The organism is Thalassobacterium maritimum (genome assembly GCF_031127805.1).
Lineage (GTDB): Bacteria > Verrucomicrobiota > Verrucomicrobiia > Opitutales > Coraliomargaritaceae > Thalassobacterium > Thalassobacterium maritimum.
In genome coordinates, this window is record NZ_JARXHW010000005.1 from 109,109 (window position 1) to 126,509 (window position 17,401).

A 17,401-nucleotide genomic window follows, 5' to 3' on the forward strand; every position below is an offset into this window, starting at 1 on the left:
ACAAACCTAAGAAAAGAATCAGTTTACGAGTAGATTTCTTTTTCCCTGGCGGTGTTTCTACGTTTGCAACACTGAACGGGAGACACTTACTAAGAGGTTTATTATGATTTCTGACAGCCAATCAGCTCCGCAACTCCACAAAAATGAGGGTATCAAGACTCGCAGTAACTATCTGCGTGGCACGATCCTTGAAGGTCTGGCCGATGTATCCACGGGCTCCATTTCTGCTGATGACCAGCAGGTTTCCAAGTTCCATGGTATTTATCAGCAGGACGACCGCGATGTGCGCGCGAATCGCCGTAAGCATAAGCTGGACAAAGCCTACTCCTTTCTTGCTCGTATTTGCTTGCCGGGTGGCGTGTGCACGCCCGAACAGTGGATCGTGATGGATGACCTGGCGAATTATTGCGCTTTTAACACGCTTAAGATCACCACGCGTCAGGCTTTTCAATTGCACGGCATCTTGAAGGGGAACCTCAAGAATGTGATCAATTCTTGCAACGAGGTGGCGATGACAACGTTGGCCGCCTGTGGTGATGTGAATCGCAACGTAATGTGCAATCCCAACCCTTTTGCTTCCGAAGTGCATGCGGCGGTGCAGCAAGTGGCGCTCGAGGTGGATGCGCATTTGAAGCCGCAGACACCTGCATTTTCTGAAATGTGGTTGGACGGTAAGCCGATCCAGCTGACTGTGCCGCAGGCTGCGGAGCGCTCGCAGGACTGCAAGGGCGATGAGGTTGAGCCACTTTATGGGCCGACTTATTTGCCGCGTAAATTTAAGATCGCGATCGCGATTCCTCCATACAATGACGTCGACGTCTTTGCGCATTGCCTCGGGTTCATCGCGATTGTTGAAGATGGCAAACTGCTCGGTTTCAACGTCAGCGTAGGTGGTGGCATGGGCATGACTCATGGTAACGAAAAGACCTTCCCGCGCTTGGGTGAAGTCATCGCTTTCTGCACACCGGAGCAAGTTGTCGCTGTGGCCGAAAAGATCGTCACGATTCAGCGCGACCATGGTAACCGCGAAGACCGCGCCAACGCCCGTTTCAAATACACCGTGGAGCGCCTCGGTAAGGAGTGGATTCGCGAAGAGTTGGAAAACCGTCTCGGCTATAAGCTGGAAGAGGCTCGCGAATACAAATTTGTCAGCAATTGCGACCGCTATGGTTGGACTGAAGGTGCGGATGGCAAATGGCACCTCGGTCTCTTCATCGAAGGTGGGCGTGTCGTCGACCTCGCAGACAAGCCGCTTAAGACCGGATTGCTGGAGATCGCGAAAGTGCACAAGGGGGAGTTCCGCCTGACTGCCAATCAGAATTTGATCATCAGTAACGTCGCGGCCGAAGACAAGGCGACCATCGATGCGATGGTCGAGCAATACGGTCTGGACGGCTACAAGAGCGCGTCCGGCATGCGTCGCAGTCAGATTGCCTGTGTGGCGCTGCCTACTTGCGGTCTCGCGCTGGCAGAGTCGGAGCGTTATTTGCCGACACTGGTTTCCGACTTGGAAGTGATTCTCGAAGAAGCGGGTCTGCAAAATGACGAAATCGTGATTCGCTCCACAGGTTGCCCCAATGGTTGTGGTCGCCCGTATTTGGGTGAGATCGGCCTCGTGGGCAAGGTGCCCGGTAAATACAATCTCTACCTAGGTGCCGGCTTTGACGGTGAGCGTTTAAACAAGCTCTACCGCACATCCGTCACCCACCAGCAGATCATCGATGAGCTCAAGCCGATCCTACTTGCATACGCCAAAGAGCGCGAAGAGGGCGAACGCTTCGGCGATTTCACCATCCGCAAAGGCTACGTTCAAGCGACCACTGCCGGCAACAACTTCCACGCCAACATCGGCGCGGAAGCCTAGCGGATCGCTGCTAGCGAAATCAGCGGATGGCACATTTCGATGCGCTTCGGCAGCTAGTAGATCGCTGTCGGAGCGCAAATGCGTGCACACGTCTCAAAAACATGTAGATTCAGAGCGATGGCTTTCGGCCGTCTGGGGCTCTGTATTCAAAAAAAACTATATCTTGCGAGTCGAGCGTAATTTAGGTCTGGTTCTGCTGTGCCTCGAAATTTTAAGATTTAATGAACCCCCATTGCCCCATGATTACAGATCGCATTCCCGTTATTTTTGATACTGACATAGGCTCGGACATGGACGACACTTGGGCCTTGGCGCAATTTCTTCGTAGCCCCGAGCTAGACCCTCAGCTGATACTTACCGAGGCCGGCGACAGTGGCTACCGTAGTCGGATCGTTGCCAAGTTCTTGCAGCTTTCAGGGCGCACCGAGGTGCCGGTCGGCTGCGGTGTGCCGGTCACAGATGCGCCGCTGCCCGCTCGCAATCAAGCGCCTTGGGTGGTGGGCTATGCACTCGCGGACTATCCTGGAGAGATTGTGGAAGATGGTGTTGAGCGCATGATCGAGCTCATTGACGCGTCTCCGGTGCCAGTGACCATCATTGCGATCGGTCCCGCAATCAATCTCGCGGCTGCATTGGAACGTGCCCCAGGCATCGCGAGCCGTTGCCGACTGGTGGGGATGTTTGGTAGTTTCGATCTCGGCTACCATGAGCAGGCGCCTGCGGTGGCTGAATCGAATGTCCGCAATGCTCCTGAAGCGCTTCGGCGTGTGCTGTCTGCACCGTGGAGAGATATCCTGATCACGCCACTGGACTCTTGCGGGTCCGTGATCTTGGATGGAGCGAATTATCGTCGTGTTTGGAGTGCGACAGATGATCCGATGTTACGATCGATCATTGAAAATTATTGTTTTTTCGCTTCGCGTGTGTCTTGGATGCATTGCGATTTTTTCGCATTACGCTCGAGTATACTATTCGATTGTGTGGCGGTTTATCTCGCATATGCTGAGGACTTGCTGGAGATCGAGCAAATACGCTTCGATGTGAGTGACGATGGCTTTACCCGTCGCCATGAACAGGGGGCTTTCTCCGCTAGAGTGGCTCTGCGCTGGCGAGATTTGGGTGCATTTCATACGCATCTAACCGCGCGTTTGTTGGGGGAAGTTTGACCTGTATGGACTCGCTGACGTCGCCGATCTCATGCAAAAACACGGTGCCGTAGGCACCTGCGCGGGCAAAGAGGTCCGCGCCGTCTTGGTTGGCACCGGTGAACGCGCCTTTGCGGTGTCCAAATAACTCCGATTCGATCAGCGTTTCTGCGCATCGGTAGGAAGCAGCCCGCTGAATTTTACGGACGCGAGCTGCATGCGAATGCGTCTCACAACTGAATGTGCCAGCTGCTTTAGCATGCGCACGATGCGTTGTGCTCGTCAGGGCCGAAGGGGTGGTGGCGAAGGTGCGTTGGCGGATCTCGGTGAGCATGTCATCAATCCAGGCACTGTTGAAGGGCTCAAGTGCTTTGCTTCTCACTGGCGACGATGCCGTAGCACGCCAGCTGCGCCTAAAGCCAAAAGTCCTAGCCCGGTTGCTGCATTTGCAGGTTCGGGAACTGCCGCGGCGATATCGAGGCTGCTACCACTGGTTTCAATGTAGGAGTTGAGGAAGTCCACGTGGGCAGTCTTTGGATCAGATAAATCGATTCTGTATTCAAGTAATCCGTAGAGAATCGAGCCTCCGCGTTCAGTGCTGAAGCCCATGTAGTTGTTTGCTCCATTCACTATATTATTGTAAGTCGGTGTGGGCAAATAGACGAAATTGGAATATCCAGTGTAGCTTCCAGGGTATCCTGTCATCATCGCAGAGCTGACGACTCCTGTTGTGCCTAAGTTGTGCCAAGTTGCGCCCTGTGCCCAGCCTAGGTTGTAGGCATACAGATAGATACTATCAATTTGAGCGCTTCCATCTCCATGGTTATCTAGAAAGGCAATCGCAATGTAACCACTTGTGTTTACAGGGTCAACGAACACGCTATGAGTTGCAGACTGAGTGAGGTCGCTAACTGGTAGTGATTCGATATCAAAGGACTGGTTGATTACGTTAACCTCAATCGCGCCTGAAGCGGATGATGCGATGAGAGCTGAGATGGAGGAAGCGGTGATTTTGGATTTATCAGCTTTATTTATCATGGCTATAAGGTTTGGTGCGATGTCAGGTTATGGGTGGTATCTATTTGCTGTCAAGGTTGTTATGCTATTTTGGCTGCTGCAGTAATGGCTATTGGAACTGTTATAGGGAATGAACTTTTACAGTTGTATTTATTTTAACTCATCGCGGTTGCGGTAGAGGCTTTGATCGACGACAGCTGCTATCTTTTTACTGTCTACGGACAGTTTCAGAAATGCACAGACTTGCTGTGCGATTTGCTCGGGCTGTTTGATTACCTCTGAGTAATCGACGGGGAGCATTTCCAGGTTTTTATTTTGAGCCACCATATCGTTTACTGCCTGTAACTGCTTTGAGTATACTTTCGCTAAGGCTCGATCTTCGATGATGGCTCCGCCTGATTGTTCGCGCTCTAGCATTCTGCGTTGAGAGGCTAAGATCTCTGCGGGCTTGCGATGCATGCAGACGATGCGAGCGGCCAAATCCTGAGGGAGATTGGGAATGAGTGGTGCGACGATTTTAACCGCTTGGCCTTTGTGCTTGTGGAGCCATTTGTTATTGCGAGTGGTTGTGAGTTGTTTGATGCGCTCATCTTCAAAATAGCCACGTGGGTTGGACTCATCGGCGGTACGCTTACCATCGCTCACAACCTTGATTCCCGCGGCTTGTAGCATCTGCATCATTAAGGAGGTGCCACTGCGAGGGAGCCCGGAGACGATGATGAGCACATCATCGCTGGGTGCTGCTAATCGGTTTGTCTGCGTACATATTTCGGGGAAACGCGGCAACCACTTGGACTCTGAGAGTGGCTCTGTTCGTATCATTTCTGCCTGGGCTTTAGCCTTTTCTGCCCAAGCTTGGTGGCGGGCAGCTTTTTCAGTCTCGCCCATTTTTACGTAGAGAATCGCCAGGCGCCTGTGTGCGGCGGGATAGTTCGGACTTTGGCTGATCGCGGTTAAAAAGGTTTGTTCTGCCAGATCGAGCATATCCAGATGCGTGAGCGCTGTCGCATAGATAAAGTGTGCGCGTGGATTGTGAAATATCAATTTGATCGAGGCTATGGCGGAAGCAGCTGCTTCAAAGTATTTTTTTTGTTCTAGATAAATGTTGGCCAATCCATAGTGCGCATTGTGAGAGTTCGGGTAGGTAGATAAGGACTTTAAGTAATATTTTTCGGCCAGATCCCATTGTTTCAATTGTTGGTGCAGCTCGCCTAGCTTGTTAAATAAGCTAGGACGGTGAGCTACTTGGAGGTCCTCGATTTGTTTGAGTCGTGCGATGGCTTGTTTGGGCTTTTCCTCCAATTGCAAGAGAGTGGCCTCCAAGTGACGCATATTGATTTGATCGTCTGAGATGAGTCCTTCTAGCTTTCTGATTCGTTGCTGTTCTTTAGGAGTCGGTCCTGGGGGAACGAAGGGAAGCGATTCGGCTTTTGCTTCAGATGCTTGCTGCTGGTGCTCCCTTGCTAGTTTTTCTTTTAGTTGGGTGAGCTCTTGTTGCGCTGCCTGAGCCAAGTTAAGCTTGGTTTGAACGAGTTTTTCGTAGGCCGCTCTGGCTTTGGTGGTTTCATTCAGAAACAGGTAGCATCGAATGACTTGTAAGCCGACGCGTGAATCATCTGGCCAGCGTGCCCATTGTTTTTCGGCGGCTTGCAGTCCGTCGGTATAGCGACCGCCATCTATGTAGGCATCGACTAAGTTGATTTGCAGCTCACGAATGCACTCATCGACAGCTTGTTGCCCATCTGAGCTCGGTTCCTCAATATAACCGAGTTCTACGAGTTGGCGGATGGCTTCCTGAGATTCTACTGTGTCGAGTTGCATTTCCGGAGGGTGGCAGCCTGCGTCGCCTTCGACCTCATCCCAGCTATCGATATACTGAACTGTTTGTTTTTCGGCGAAACAATTAACGAGTGCTTTGCCATCCATGTCGCGCCCCACGGGGAAGTTAAATAGCTGCAGTAAGGTAGGTGTGATATCGAGAATCGAGGCACCATGTATTTCTTCAGCGCCGCGAATGCCGGGGCCTTTTAAGCAAAATATGCCGTATGGGCTGTGCTCTTGAGCGGGACCGGCAGGTTGGTTGGGCAGCTTGCGAGGTAGATGGCGCCCGCTTTCAAATCCGTGATCTGAGATGAGCATGACTGTAGTATCCTCTCCGGCCAGGGACAGGAGCACTTGCAGCATCATATCGTGGTAGCAATAGCTCGTCTCCACTACATTTTTATAGAGTTCAAAATCTTTGGGATCGATCCACTCCTGGCGAGGTGGATGATACTTCATAAATGCGTGGTTGATATGGTCAATGCCATCGAAATAAACGGCTGAAAAATCCCATTCCTGTACTTGCATGCAGGCAGTTGCTGCGGCTTGGACACTTGTGATTTCGGCGATTACTTTCGCGCAGTAGCCGACGCGTGGGTCCTGTTTCTCGTCGATTTCAAGTAGGCGAGGAATAAAGGGTAAGAGATGCTCGTTGCTGAGTTCGGCCGGGTGTAAGCGAAGTTTTTTTAGGGCAGTTTCTAAGCGTTTGGGTTGAATGCAGTCCTGCTTCAAGGGCCAATCATCTGCGTTGAATTTTTGAGAGCTTTGGTAGTGATTGGACACCATCACACCATTTATCGGTTCCGCTGGGTGTGAAGGCCACCAGCCGATTACATTACTCTTTAAGCCATTCTGACCGAGTATATTCCATATCGATTTTGTCTTTCTCGAGAGATTGGTAATGGGACGAATACTCTTAGCATCGGGCGTGGGCTCGACAAAGCCGTGTATGCCGTGTTTCCATGCGCGCTTGCCAGTGCTGATACTAGTCCAAAGCATCGGCGAGAGCACGGGGCGGATTGTGGCCAAATTGCCTGAAACTCCTTGGTCGACCAAGGACTTTAAGCCGGGCATTTTTCCCGCATCCATCAGTGGGCGGGCGACATTCCAATCTGCGGCGTCCCAGCCGACTAAAAGGATTTTTCTTTTTTGCATCGCTTGCTTTTGAAGAAACTTGTATTGCGAGGCAAATCAAGAAACTGAGGACTCATGAGTCCACCCATTTCTTGATTGTGCGCTGGTCGACCTGCAGACGTTCGGCGGCCTTTTTGTAGCTGCCGAGCTGTTGGTAGGCCTGCTTCGCATAGGCTTGTATCCATTCGGCCATGGTCATACTGCTGCGCTGATAGGCTTGGCTGATTTGCTGTGTGGGGCTCTGCGATGGCGGGTGCCTGACTGCTTGATATTCGTTGCGGACCACGATGTTGCGCACCGCTTGCTCGAGCTCGCGGAAGTTACCGGGCCAGTCGTAATCGACTGGCACTTGGCTTTGCAGGCTACTGACGATGCGTGGGCTGAGTGCCTCGGCGCCTACGGGACCAAATAATTTGCGACAGATGTAGTGCACGGAGTTGTCCAGTTCCTCGGGGCGATCTTGGAGGATTTCGCGTAGAGCGACGGTTTGCACCTGATCGCCGCAGAGGCGGTAAAAGAAGTCTTCGCGGAAGCGGCCAGCCTGCATCTCGGCATGTAGATCCTTGTGCGTCGCGGCGAGTATTTTACCCGAGTAGTGTTGTGTCTGATTGTCGCCCACGGCTTGGTATTCGCCGGATTGGAGCAGGCGCAGTAGTTTGACCTGTGTGGATTCGCTGACGTCGCCGATCTCATCCAAAAACACGGTGCCGTAGGCGCCTGCGCTAGCAAAGAGCCCCGCGCGGTCTTGGTTGGCACCGGTAAACGCGCCTTTGCGGTGTCCGAATAACTCCGACTCGATCAGCGTTTCTGACAGTGCGGATAAGTTGACGGGGTGAAAACTATCGGGGGCCGAGGCTTCGAATGTACCTGCTTTGACTTGGTAGGGAATGAAGCGCGACAGACCGATTGCTCGCGCCACAATTTCCTTGCCCGAGCCGGAGGGGCCGAGAATCAGGGTGGGGAAGCGGCCGACGGCTTCATACATCCACTGTTGGTAACTCATCATGTCCTTGGTGAAGACGCTTTCCCACACTTGCATCCGTAGGCGCTGAATCGGCGTGCTGTCGCCGATGATCTCATGGTGGATGTGGTGAAAGGCGCGGCGCAATTGATAGAAACAGGCGAATAGGTGCTCGGGCTGATTCCAGATGCGATCCGTCATGCCCTCGATCAGGCGGTGACGCTCCGCTACGCCTTGCTGGATCTTTGTGTAGACTTGTCGGTTTTGATGACTGTCGGCGGCTCGGTTGCGAATGAGTTGGTCGAGTGCGTTGGCGACCTCGTGGTAGAGCGCGAAAAAGGCAAAACAAGACGCACGATCTTTCCATGCCTCGGGCAGTGGTTGCGTCGCTAGCTGTTTCAAGAGCGCTTGTTCAGTGCTGCGTATCCATGGTAGCAGCTTGCGGAAGTTTGCAGACGCGAGCTGCAGTGGATGTGCCTCACCACTAGGCGTGCCGAGCTGCTTGAGCATGCGCTCGATACGTTGCGCTCGCTCAGGACCGAAAGGGTTGTCGAAGGTGAGTTGACGGATCTCGGTGAGCACGTATTCAATTTGGGAACGAGTCATATTACATAAAATGTAATCAAGCTATACGTATAATGTAACTATATTTTTGAGTGAAATTGATTTTATAATTTATGTAATTTGTAATTCGTTGACCAGTAAGTGTTAGTGTGCTTGTTGGGGTTCTTGGCATGGGAGTTGTTAAGTGATGTTTTGTTATGAAAAACAAAACACGAATATCTACAATACTCAGAGGTCGCGGCCTTTTCTCGGGATTGCTCTGTGCGGTCTCTAGCCTGTTGGCTGTTTCGCAATCATATGCGGCGGGCATCTTGACGCCGGTGAACTCTGCCGACCAAGCGGTCGAAATTCAGGATCACCATGTCGATGTGCGCATCACGGATGGCTTTGCGCGAACCTTGATTCAGCAAACTTTTAGTAATCCGAATCCGCACGAGGTGGAGGCGATCTACGCTTTTCCTGTGCCGGAGTCGGCCAGCCTTTCTGAGATCACGATTCACTCGGGCGAGACTGTGCTGGAGGGCGAAGTGATTGCGCGCGCTGAGGCCGAGCGGATCTACCAGGAGGAGAAGGCGCAAGGGAACGATGTCGGTCTCGGTTCGAAAGAAAGTTATCAACGCTATGAGTTTCGTGTCTTCCCGATTCGTCCCGGCGTGGAGACCCAGATCGAGGTGGTTTATTATCAGCCTTTAAAAATCGATCTTGAGGTCGGGCGCTATGTCTATCCGATCGAGGAGGGCGGCACCGATGAAGAGAGTGAATCGTTTTGGACGCGTAACGAGCGCGTGGCACGCTCCTTTTCGGCCGAGGTCTCGGTGCGCTCCAGCTACCCGCTGGATGACTTGCGCGTCAAAGGCTTTCCCGGCACTCCTGTGCAAGAAGACGCCAACCATTACACCTGGCGCTTCGATAGTGCGGGTGGCACGCTGAATCAGGATCTAGTGGTATATTATCGTTTGGCTCAAGACCTGCCAGGTCGTGTGGATTTGCTCAGTTACAAGCCCAGCGATGCCGAACCAGGTTACTTCATGTTGACGCTGACCCCCGGTGTGGATCTACAGCCGATCACCCAAGGCACGGATTATTTGTTCATCCTCGATCTCTCAGGCAGTATGAATGGAAAAATGGCCACGCTCACTTCTGGCGTGGAAAAAGCGCTCGGTAAATTGCGTCCTGAAGACCGTGTGCACGTCGTTACGTTCTCGGACAAGGCTCGTAAACTCACGCGTGATTGGGTGACACTTTCATCGGACAATGCCGCTGGCCTGATTCAACAGGTGTCTGGGCTAACTGCCGGCGGCAGTACCAATCTGTATGATGGCCTGCGCCTCGGCTTGCAGCAAATTGATGACGACCGTCCGACCAATGTGGTTTTGATTACCGATGCCGTGACGAATCAAGGCTCGCTGGATCCTGCGGACTTCCATGCCTTGCTCAAACAACATGATGTGCGTCTATTCGGATTCTTAATGGGCAATAGTGCGAACTGGCCATTGATGCGTGCTATATGCGATGCCTCCGATGGATTCTATTCCAGCGTTTCCAATGCCGATGACATCGTGGGTAAGGTCCTGGTCGCTAAAGAAAAGATCGCTTATGAGTCCTTGCTGGATGTCGACGTCAAGATCGACGGTGTCCGTACCAGCGAACTGACTAAGGACTTTAGCGGCAAAGTATTTCGCGGACAGCAACTCGTCACCTTTGGTCGTTACGCACAAGGCGGTGAGGCTGAGTTGCGCTTGCAAGCTCGCAAAACCACTGGCGATTTGGATTACCAAAGCCGCATTCAGTTTCCGGAGCAGAGCGTCGAGTATCCTGAACTCGAACGTCTGTGGGCCATGAGCCGGATTGAGCAAATCGAATTGCTACAAAGCATCGGAAAAGTTTCCGGGCAGGAGTCCAAAGAGAGCATTCGCGACCTCGGGGTGGCCTATCAATTGGTGACTGACGAGACTTCGATGATCGTGATGGCTGAAGAGGGCTTTCAACGCCATGGTATCGAGCGTAACAATCAAGAGCGTATTGAACGCGAGCGAGTCGCACAATCACAACGCCAAACCAGTGTGAGTTCGACGCGTGTCGATAGCAAGCAACCCATGTTTAAAATGCCCGCTCCACGCATCGGCGGCGGTGGAGGCGGTGGCGGTGCCATGGGCTTGGAGGTGATTGGGATTATCGTATTCCTTGGAGCCGGCGCCTTATTGCGTCGTCGCTGAGTTTAGTTCTAACGTGCCCGCAGGGAGATCCTCTCCTTGCGGGTGCCTTCGGCGGGGAGAGCGTTTTGTTGGAGAATGTAGGACAGCCGCCCCGCCTGTCAGCAATGGGCAGGTGGTCGAGGCAGACAAGTGTCTGTCTTAGGTCGTAAGCCAATCTATTGAACTTATTTAAATGATGGACTTCGAGATATTTAATACCGTCCGACTGCGCGCTACGGTTTTAACGTCTTTTATCTGTATGAAAAAGCATCCTATACTTTCTCCTTTCGCTCGAAAGAGTGACGCTTTGGGGTGGGTTCTCTGTCTCTTGGTTCCCGCCTTGGCGTTCTTCTTTCTGCAAGATGCAGACGGCTTGCGTCTGACATCAGAGAGCTTCACTACTGGCGCATGGTATCAATTGTGGACGGGGCATTTACTGCATTTTACCTATGATCATTTTCTTTGGGACGCGGTGATGTTTGCCTTCCTAGCTTTGCTATTGTGGCGCGAAGAGAGGTGGTGCTTGTGGGCTTGGCTCTTATTGGTCGCTCCCTTGCTTTCGATTCTATTGTTCTATTTGGATCCTGCGCTCACAGAGTATCGCGGCCTGTCTGCCTTGGATAGTATGCTCTATGCTCGCGTCTGTTGCGGGCTCTGTAGCACCGGCGAGCGCTGGCAGCGTGTGCTCTTTGGCCTGCTGCCCTTGCTCGGGTTTTTAGGTAAAGTTCTCTTTGAACTTTTGACCGGCACCACTCTGTTCGTGAGCGACCTCGGTGTCGGCGTGGTGCCCTTGCCCCTTGCGCATTTGCTCGGCTTTCTGGCGGGTAGCCTCTGGGCGCTCTGGACCTATCGCCGCTTTATTTGCAGCAAACGCTTTCCGCGAGCCCTCATGCTTTCCGATTGACGATTTCTAGTCGACTGCGATGCTGTGTGAACGCACGTTTGGCTCATCTACAGGGCAATACGTATTATTCATCCATCAACGCTTCAGCTCTTATGAAACTATTACGCACATTTTCTCTGCTCTTACTGGCTGCACTCTTCTGTGTGGCTTGTAGCAAAGAAACTTCTGAGTAATTGAGACAACCGCGCATTCTACTTCTTATATGACTGTATCCAAATTATCACTATCTGTTGCTGCGGCAATGGTCGCTAGTATCACGAGTGCTTGGGCCGCATTGAGTGCTCCTCTGCTGACGCTCGATGTTAAAAATTACGAGAGCTTGACGGCAGATATCGGGCAAGTCGCAGATGTCGTGGGAGAGGATCCTGCTATGGTGCCCGCTCAACTCGAAGCGATGCTGGGGGCGGAAGTGATGGCCTTAGTGGATGCGAGCCAACCATGGCATTTGGCGGTTTGGATGGAATCGCTGATGCAGCCGCCTGTGTATGCCTTGGCATTGCCGATTGCTGATTTTGAGACTTTTGAAACGGCAATCCAAACGAGTTTCTTAGGCATGATGGGGGCGCAGTACATCGACGCCGGCGAGCGGGTTGTTGTGTTTGGGAGCAAGCCTGGCATTCCGGTCGCAGATTCTTGGGCCGCGCTGCTAGCAAGCTACGCCAACGCTCTGGTGTTGGAGCCTTCCGAAACTGTGCAGCTCAGCTTTAGTTTAAATGAGTCGATGCGCACGGCGGCAGTGGCGGGCCTCGCGATGGCTAAGGGGCAGATGATGGCTAGCATGGATGCGGCCGAGTTGGCCGATTCGGGGATTCCACCGGAGACGATGCAAGCGATGATGGAGAGCTATTTATCATTCTATATAAATATGCTGCGAGATTTAGATCGCATGGATTTGGGGATGAGTGTGGATGAGAATGATTGGAAGTTTGCGCTGGAGTTGACGCCGCTAGCGAATACGCCGAGCGCGCGATTTTTGGCTTCGCAAAATGTCGATATTTCAGATATAGCCAATGCCGTGGATTGGGACGCGGACATCGCAGTTGCGATGGGCATGGGGGCCTTGCCGGCAGAGTGGCAAACGAGTATGGAAGCATTTATGCAAGCAATGATGCCTCTCTACGGTTTGGAGGATGCCGCAGCTGCAGAATGGGTCGAGGTCACTCAGCGCTCACTGCCATTTAAGGGCGTGTATAGTATGGATTTTGCAGAGGGCATGAGCTTCTCCGGGTTTTATGAGATCTTACAGGGTTCGGCTGCTGAAGTTTACGAATCTTGGATCAGTCTGTGCGAGGGACTCGTGGTCGATGAGAGTGCGATGGTTGCTTATTATTCGGACATCGTGGTCAAGCGTGGCTACCGCTCCGAAGCGGGGCATCCAGTTGATTTCATGGAATTGACGGTGAATCCTGACCATCCTGCAATGGCTTCGCCTGAACAGGAGGAGGTCATGAATCAATTTTTTAAAGACGGGAAAATTGCCTACGAAATGTGTCTAATTGACGATCGTATCTATATGGGAACGCAGGGGGACTTGTCGTCTACTATCGCAGGTGCTTCGAGTTTGCCTGCGATCGAAATCAATGAGAAGACGCGCATCGCTGGCTCCATGAACTTTATTTCTTTAATGAAAATGGGAGCTAGTGTTGCTGGTGAGGACGCCGAGTTGGACTTGTCCGAAGTGGACACCGTGGGCAATCAGATCACTTTCAGCGCTGAAGTCGACAACAGCTTATTGATGAAAACTAAGTTGCCGCTTCAGCTGATAAAAGTGTTTCGTGAATTAGACGAAGCAGGTTCGCTTTAAGCCTTTAGGCTTATTTCGCGAAGGGGTAGTCGGTATAACCTTCTGCGCCACCTGCGTAAAAGTGATCTGTGCGGGGCTCATTCAGTGCGAGGCCTTGCTCGAAGCGGTGTACTAAATCAGGGTTGGCTATAAACTGCTGGCCCCATGCGACGGCATCGGCTTCACCCTTTGTGAGAAGTGTTTCCGCTGTGGCTTGATCCAATTGTTGGTTGGCGATAAAGACACCGCCAAAGCGCTCTTTGAGCTTGGGGCCGAGACGTGGCTCTTCTTGTGATTCGCGGGCAAAGATGAACGCGATGCCGCGTGCTTTCATGGCATCGGCGACATATCCGAATGTGGCTTCGGGATTGGAGTCGCCCATGTCGTGTGAATCGCAGCGTGGTGCAATGTGCAGGCCGACGCGATCGGGGCCCCATACGGATATCGCAGCATCAACGGCTTCGAGCATCAAGCGTGCGCGATTTTCTATCGGGCCGCCATATTCATCGGTCCGCTTATTGGTGGAATCTTGTAAAAATTGATCCAGCAGGTAGCCGTTGGCGCCGTGTAGTTCCACGCCATCGAAGCCGGCGAGTTTGGCATTTTCAGCGCCTTTGCGATAGGCTTCGACAATACCGGGAATCTCATCCAGTTCTAGGGCGCGCGGCGTTTCAAAGGCCTTGATCGGACGCACTAGGCTGACATGGCCCTCTGGAGCAATCGCGCTGGGGGCCACTGGAAGCGCCCCATCTAAATAGATCGGGTCCGAAATGCGGCCCACATGCCAGAGCTGTAAAACTATTTTTCCGCCCTTGGCGTGTACGGCCTCAGTGACCATCTTCCAGCCTGCGACTTGCTCGTCGGACCAGATGCCCGGTGTATCGGGGTAGCCGACCCCCATGGGGGTCACTGATGTGGCTTCACTTATAATTAATCCTGCGCTGGCGCGCTGTGCATAATACTCGGCCATTATCGCATTCGGCACGCGTCCTTCGCTGGCGCGGCAGCGGGTGAGCGGTGCCATGATCATACGATTGGCTAATTGCCATGCGCCGATTTGGATCGGGCTGAGGAGCTTGGATTCGGAGAGCTGAGCTGCTGTTGTCATAATTCTTATTGTTCTAGTTTGATCGAACAAGTGAGTCTTTTGTTTCAGAAGTCAATTAATAGTTCGCATTTTATCGAACAAGGGGCCTAGCCTGAATGAATGAAAGCCTACACGCATCCAGACCTCGATCAAGTTTCACTCCCGCAAGTGATGCAGGCGCTGTCAGATCCTTGTCGTATTTCGATCATGCAGGCGTTGATGGCGGAAGAGGAGCTCGCCTATAATGCACTGCCGGTTACAGTGGCCAAGGCTACGCTTTCGCATCACATGGCGGTGCTGCGAGATGCGGGGCTGATCTTAACTCGTGTGGAAGGCACCAAATGTCTCAACTCGGTGCGTATGGAAGCTTTCGAGGATTATTTCCCTGGCCTGCTGGAGCTGTTGAAGGCCGCCTGATGTGCGAGTAGGCTTGTTGTTGCAGAAAGCGCAGGTTCGCTGATTTGTGACTTTAATTTTTATGATGGGCTGATGTTTGACAGCATGCGCCGCTTTGTACCCACTGTTGGCGGACCATTGTAGATCAAACGAGGAAAGAATTTTGGGAACGCAGTCGCATATCTCCGACAAATTGAGTGAAAATCGCTGGCGCCTAGCTATTGAGTGCACAGAGGATGGTTTGTGGGATTGGAATGCCATGACCCACGAAGCATATTATTCGCCTCAGTGGAAGGCGATATTGGGCTACCAAGACCATGAGCTGGCGAATGATTTTGATGAGTGGAAAAGCCGCATCCACCCGGACGACTTGGCGAAGACGCTGGAGCTGATGAGTGAGCATGCGGAGGGGGAAACTGAATCCTATTTAAATGAATATCGGCTGCGCCATAAAGATGGTAGCTATCGATGGATTTTAGCTCGAGGCAAGGTGGCGGAACGGGACGAGGCTGGGCGTGCCTTACGCATCGTCGGCACGCACACGGATGTGACGGATCGCAAGGAAAGCGAGCAATCCAGACTGGATGCTGAAGAGCAACTTTGGAGTGCATTCGAACACGCGGCCAGTGGTATGGCTTTGGTGTCCGGGCAGGGGAGGTTTTTACGTATCAACGAGTCCTTTTCGCGAATTACGGGCTACTCTGTGCAAAAACTACTTTCGATTACTTTTCAAGATATCACCCACCCTGAGGATTTGGATCGTGATGTGGGATACCTGCAGCAGATGGTGGCGGGCGAAATTAAATACTACGAGCTAGAGAAGCGCTATTTTCATCAGCAAGGGCATATCATTTGGGTGAATCTCGCTGTATCTGTAGTGCCCCATGAGGACGGTAGCCCGAAGTATTTTATCGCTCAAATTCGAGACATCTGTGCGCAGAAGCAATACGAGGTCGAGCTACACGAAGCACGCGAGCGAGCTGAGGCCGCCGATCGGGCGAAAAGTAGTTTCCTTGCGATGATGAGTCACGAAATTCGCACGCCGATGAATGCGATTATCGGATACGCAGATATATTGACTGATTCAGTGGTGGATCCGGAGCAACGTGGATTTCTCGATACAATTACCAGCCACAGCGAACTGTTGCTTAATTTGATCAATGACATTCTCGACTTTTCTAAAATTGAAGCGGGCGAACTCACAGTGGAGACTCGCGCTTTTGATTTGTATCAGTGTTTGCAGGAAACCGTGCACTTATTGCGCCCACGGGCAGATGAAAATGAAATCGATTTGTTGGAGGACTTTGATCGTAGCCTGCCCCGCATGGTGCTTGGTGATGAATATCGCTTACGTCAGATCCTGATCAACTTACTTGGTAATGCGATCAAGTTTACCGAGCAGGGGAGTGTGACTGTGAAGGTTGCGGCCGATCGGGATACCGGACAAGTCGATCGGCTCGTTTGCTCGGTGAGTGATACCGGGATTGGTATGAGTGAGGCGCAGTTGCAAGAGTTGTTTCGTCCCTTCAGTCAGGCTGATAGCTCGACGACCCGGCGCTTTGGAGGCACTGGTTTGGGCTTGGCCATCTGCCGTAAACTGGTCGAGGCGATGGGCGGTGAAATCGAGGTTAGCAGCGAGCTGGGGCAGGGCAGCACGTTTAGTTTCCATCTCCCGTTGAGCGTGGTCGATGCGGACCCTGTAGATCCACGACATGTGGCCGATTACCGCGTTTTACAAGGCAAGCGTGTGCTGCTCTTGGATGCGAGAGGCAGCTTGCGTAAAGTTCTATCCTGTCAGTTGCGCAGATTGGGGCTCCTTGTCAGTGAGCACGGCAATATGATCAGTTTGTTGCAGGCGCAAAAAGAGGAAGCCTGCGATTTGATTATTTACGATTTAGCTGCAGATGCTGAAGGTTTAGAAGTGCTGGATCCGCTGCGCACTGCGGATGGTCAATTACCTGCGCCTTTGATTTTAGTCACTTCGTATGGTTGTCCCAGCGCTTGTCTGGACTTGCCCGTGCAGGTCTTGCAGAACCCGATCCGCCAATCCCAACTTTTAGATGCTTTAATGGAAACATTTGCGCAACATCCGACCACGGTGGTCGAACAGGAAGCTGGCTTTGCGGAGCGTCACCCAGGGCAGATTCTAGTGGCCGAAGATAACGCGGCCAATCGGGATGTGCTTGTGCGGCAGCTAAAGAAAATGGGCTATGAAACCGACTGTGTGCACGATGGAGAGCAATGTCTGGAAGCTTTGCGTCATAAACGTTACGATCTCGTGTTGATGGATCTGCAAATGCCGCGTCTCAACGGCCTGGATGCGACCCAGCGAATTCGTCAGGCGGAAGCGCAATTAATGGAGCATGCAACGCTGAAGATTCAGCCGCTGAAAATTGCGGCTGTGACTGCAGACGCGATTAAAGGCGATCGCGAACGTGCTTTGGCGGCAGGCATGGATGACTACATTTCTAAGCCCGTGCGCCCACATAGTCTGCGCGAGTTGCTGCGGCGGATGCTGTGATTTTCTTGC

General features: G+C 52.4%; 12 protein-coding genes. 7 read left to right on the top strand and 5 right to left on the bottom strand.

The window, feature by feature from the left end; translation table 11 throughout:
• Positions 1-103 precede the first annotated feature (103 nt).
• Entirely contained in the window at positions 104-1,864 is a 1,761-nt protein-coding gene (locus QEH52_RS03845) for an NADPH-dependent assimilatory sulfite reductase hemoprotein subunit (protein ID WP_308948731.1), read from the top strand.
• Positions 1,865-2,103: 239 nt separating this feature from the next.
• A complete protein-coding gene (locus QEH52_RS03850) occupies positions 2,104-3,030 on the top strand; it encodes a nucleoside hydrolase (RefSeq protein WP_308948732.1) in 927 nt (308 codons plus the stop codon).
• Here the strand turns inward: QEH52_RS03850 and QEH52_RS20675 are convergent.
• The 4 genes from QEH52_RS20675 to QEH52_RS03870 all read right to left on the bottom strand — a co-directional run bounded on the left by QEH52_RS20675 (position 2,954) and on the right by QEH52_RS03870 (position 8,548).
• A complete protein-coding gene (locus tag QEH52_RS20675; protein ID WP_308948733.1) occupies positions 2,954-3,391 on the bottom strand; it encodes a sigma 54-interacting transcriptional regulator in 438 nt (145 codons plus the stop codon). The genes QEH52_RS03850 and QEH52_RS20675 overlap by 77 nt on opposite strands.
• Positions 3,388-4,047, bottom strand: coding sequence for a PEP-CTERM sorting domain-containing protein (locus QEH52_RS03860; protein ID WP_308948734.1), 660 nt, complete (start codon positions 4,045-4,047; stop codon positions 3,388-3,390). Before QEH52_RS03860 ends, QEH52_RS20675 begins: the two co-directional genes overlap by 4 nt.
• A 129-nt stretch (positions 4,048-4,176) precedes the next feature.
• Positions 4,177-7,002, bottom strand: coding sequence for an alkaline phosphatase family protein (locus tag QEH52_RS03865; protein WP_308948735.1), 2,826 nt, complete (start codon positions 7,000-7,002; stop codon positions 4,177-4,179).
• A 52-nt stretch (positions 7,003-7,054) separates the two neighbouring features.
• The gene (locus tag QEH52_RS03870; protein ID WP_308948736.1) at positions 7,055-8,548 is read right to left on the bottom strand and encodes a sigma-54-dependent transcriptional regulator; all 1,494 of its coding nucleotides are present in this window, start codon (positions 8,546-8,548) and stop codon (positions 7,055-7,057) included.
• A 155-nt stretch (positions 8,549-8,703) separates the two neighbouring features.
• On the opposite strand from QEH52_RS03870, the gene QEH52_RS03875 reads away from it, so the two are divergent.
• From QEH52_RS03875 to QEH52_RS03885, 3 genes are all read left to right on the top strand, one after another.
• Complete coding sequence (locus QEH52_RS03875; protein ID WP_308948737.1) at positions 8,704-10,722, top strand: VIT and vWA domain-containing protein; 2,019 nt, start codon at positions 8,704-8,706, stop codon at positions 10,720-10,722.
• Positions 10,723-10,960: 238 nt separating this feature from the next.
• A complete protein-coding gene (locus QEH52_RS03880; protein ID WP_308948738.1) occupies positions 10,961-11,605 on the top strand; it encodes a rhomboid family protein in 645 nt (214 codons plus the stop codon).
• Positions 11,606-11,807: 202 nt separating this feature from the next.
• Positions 11,808-13,409: a hypothetical protein gene (locus tag QEH52_RS03885; protein WP_308948739.1), complete on the top strand. Its 1,602-nt coding sequence runs from the start codon at positions 11,808-11,810 to the stop codon at positions 13,407-13,409.
• Between the two features lie 10 nt (positions 13,410-13,419).
• On the opposite strand, the gene QEH52_RS03890 is transcribed toward QEH52_RS03885, so the two are convergent.
• A complete protein-coding gene (locus QEH52_RS03890) occupies positions 13,420-14,496 on the bottom strand; it encodes an alkene reductase (protein ID WP_308948740.1) in 1,077 nt (358 codons plus the stop codon).
• 99 nt (positions 14,497-14,595) lie between these two features.
• On the opposite strand from QEH52_RS03890, the gene QEH52_RS03895 reads away from it, so the two are divergent.
• Both QEH52_RS03895 and QEH52_RS03900 read left to right on the top strand, forming a co-directional pair.
• The gene (locus QEH52_RS03895; RefSeq protein ID WP_308948741.1) at positions 14,596-14,892 is read left to right on the top strand and encodes an ArsR/SmtB family transcription factor; all 297 of its coding nucleotides are present in this window, start codon (positions 14,596-14,598) and stop codon (positions 14,890-14,892) included.
• A 172-nt stretch (positions 14,893-15,064) separates the two neighbouring features.
• Complete coding sequence (locus QEH52_RS03900; RefSeq protein ID WP_308948742.1) at positions 15,065-17,392, top strand: PAS domain S-box protein; 2,328 nt, start codon at positions 15,065-15,067, stop codon at positions 17,390-17,392.
• The last annotated feature ends 9 nt before the right edge of the window (positions 17,393-17,401 follow it).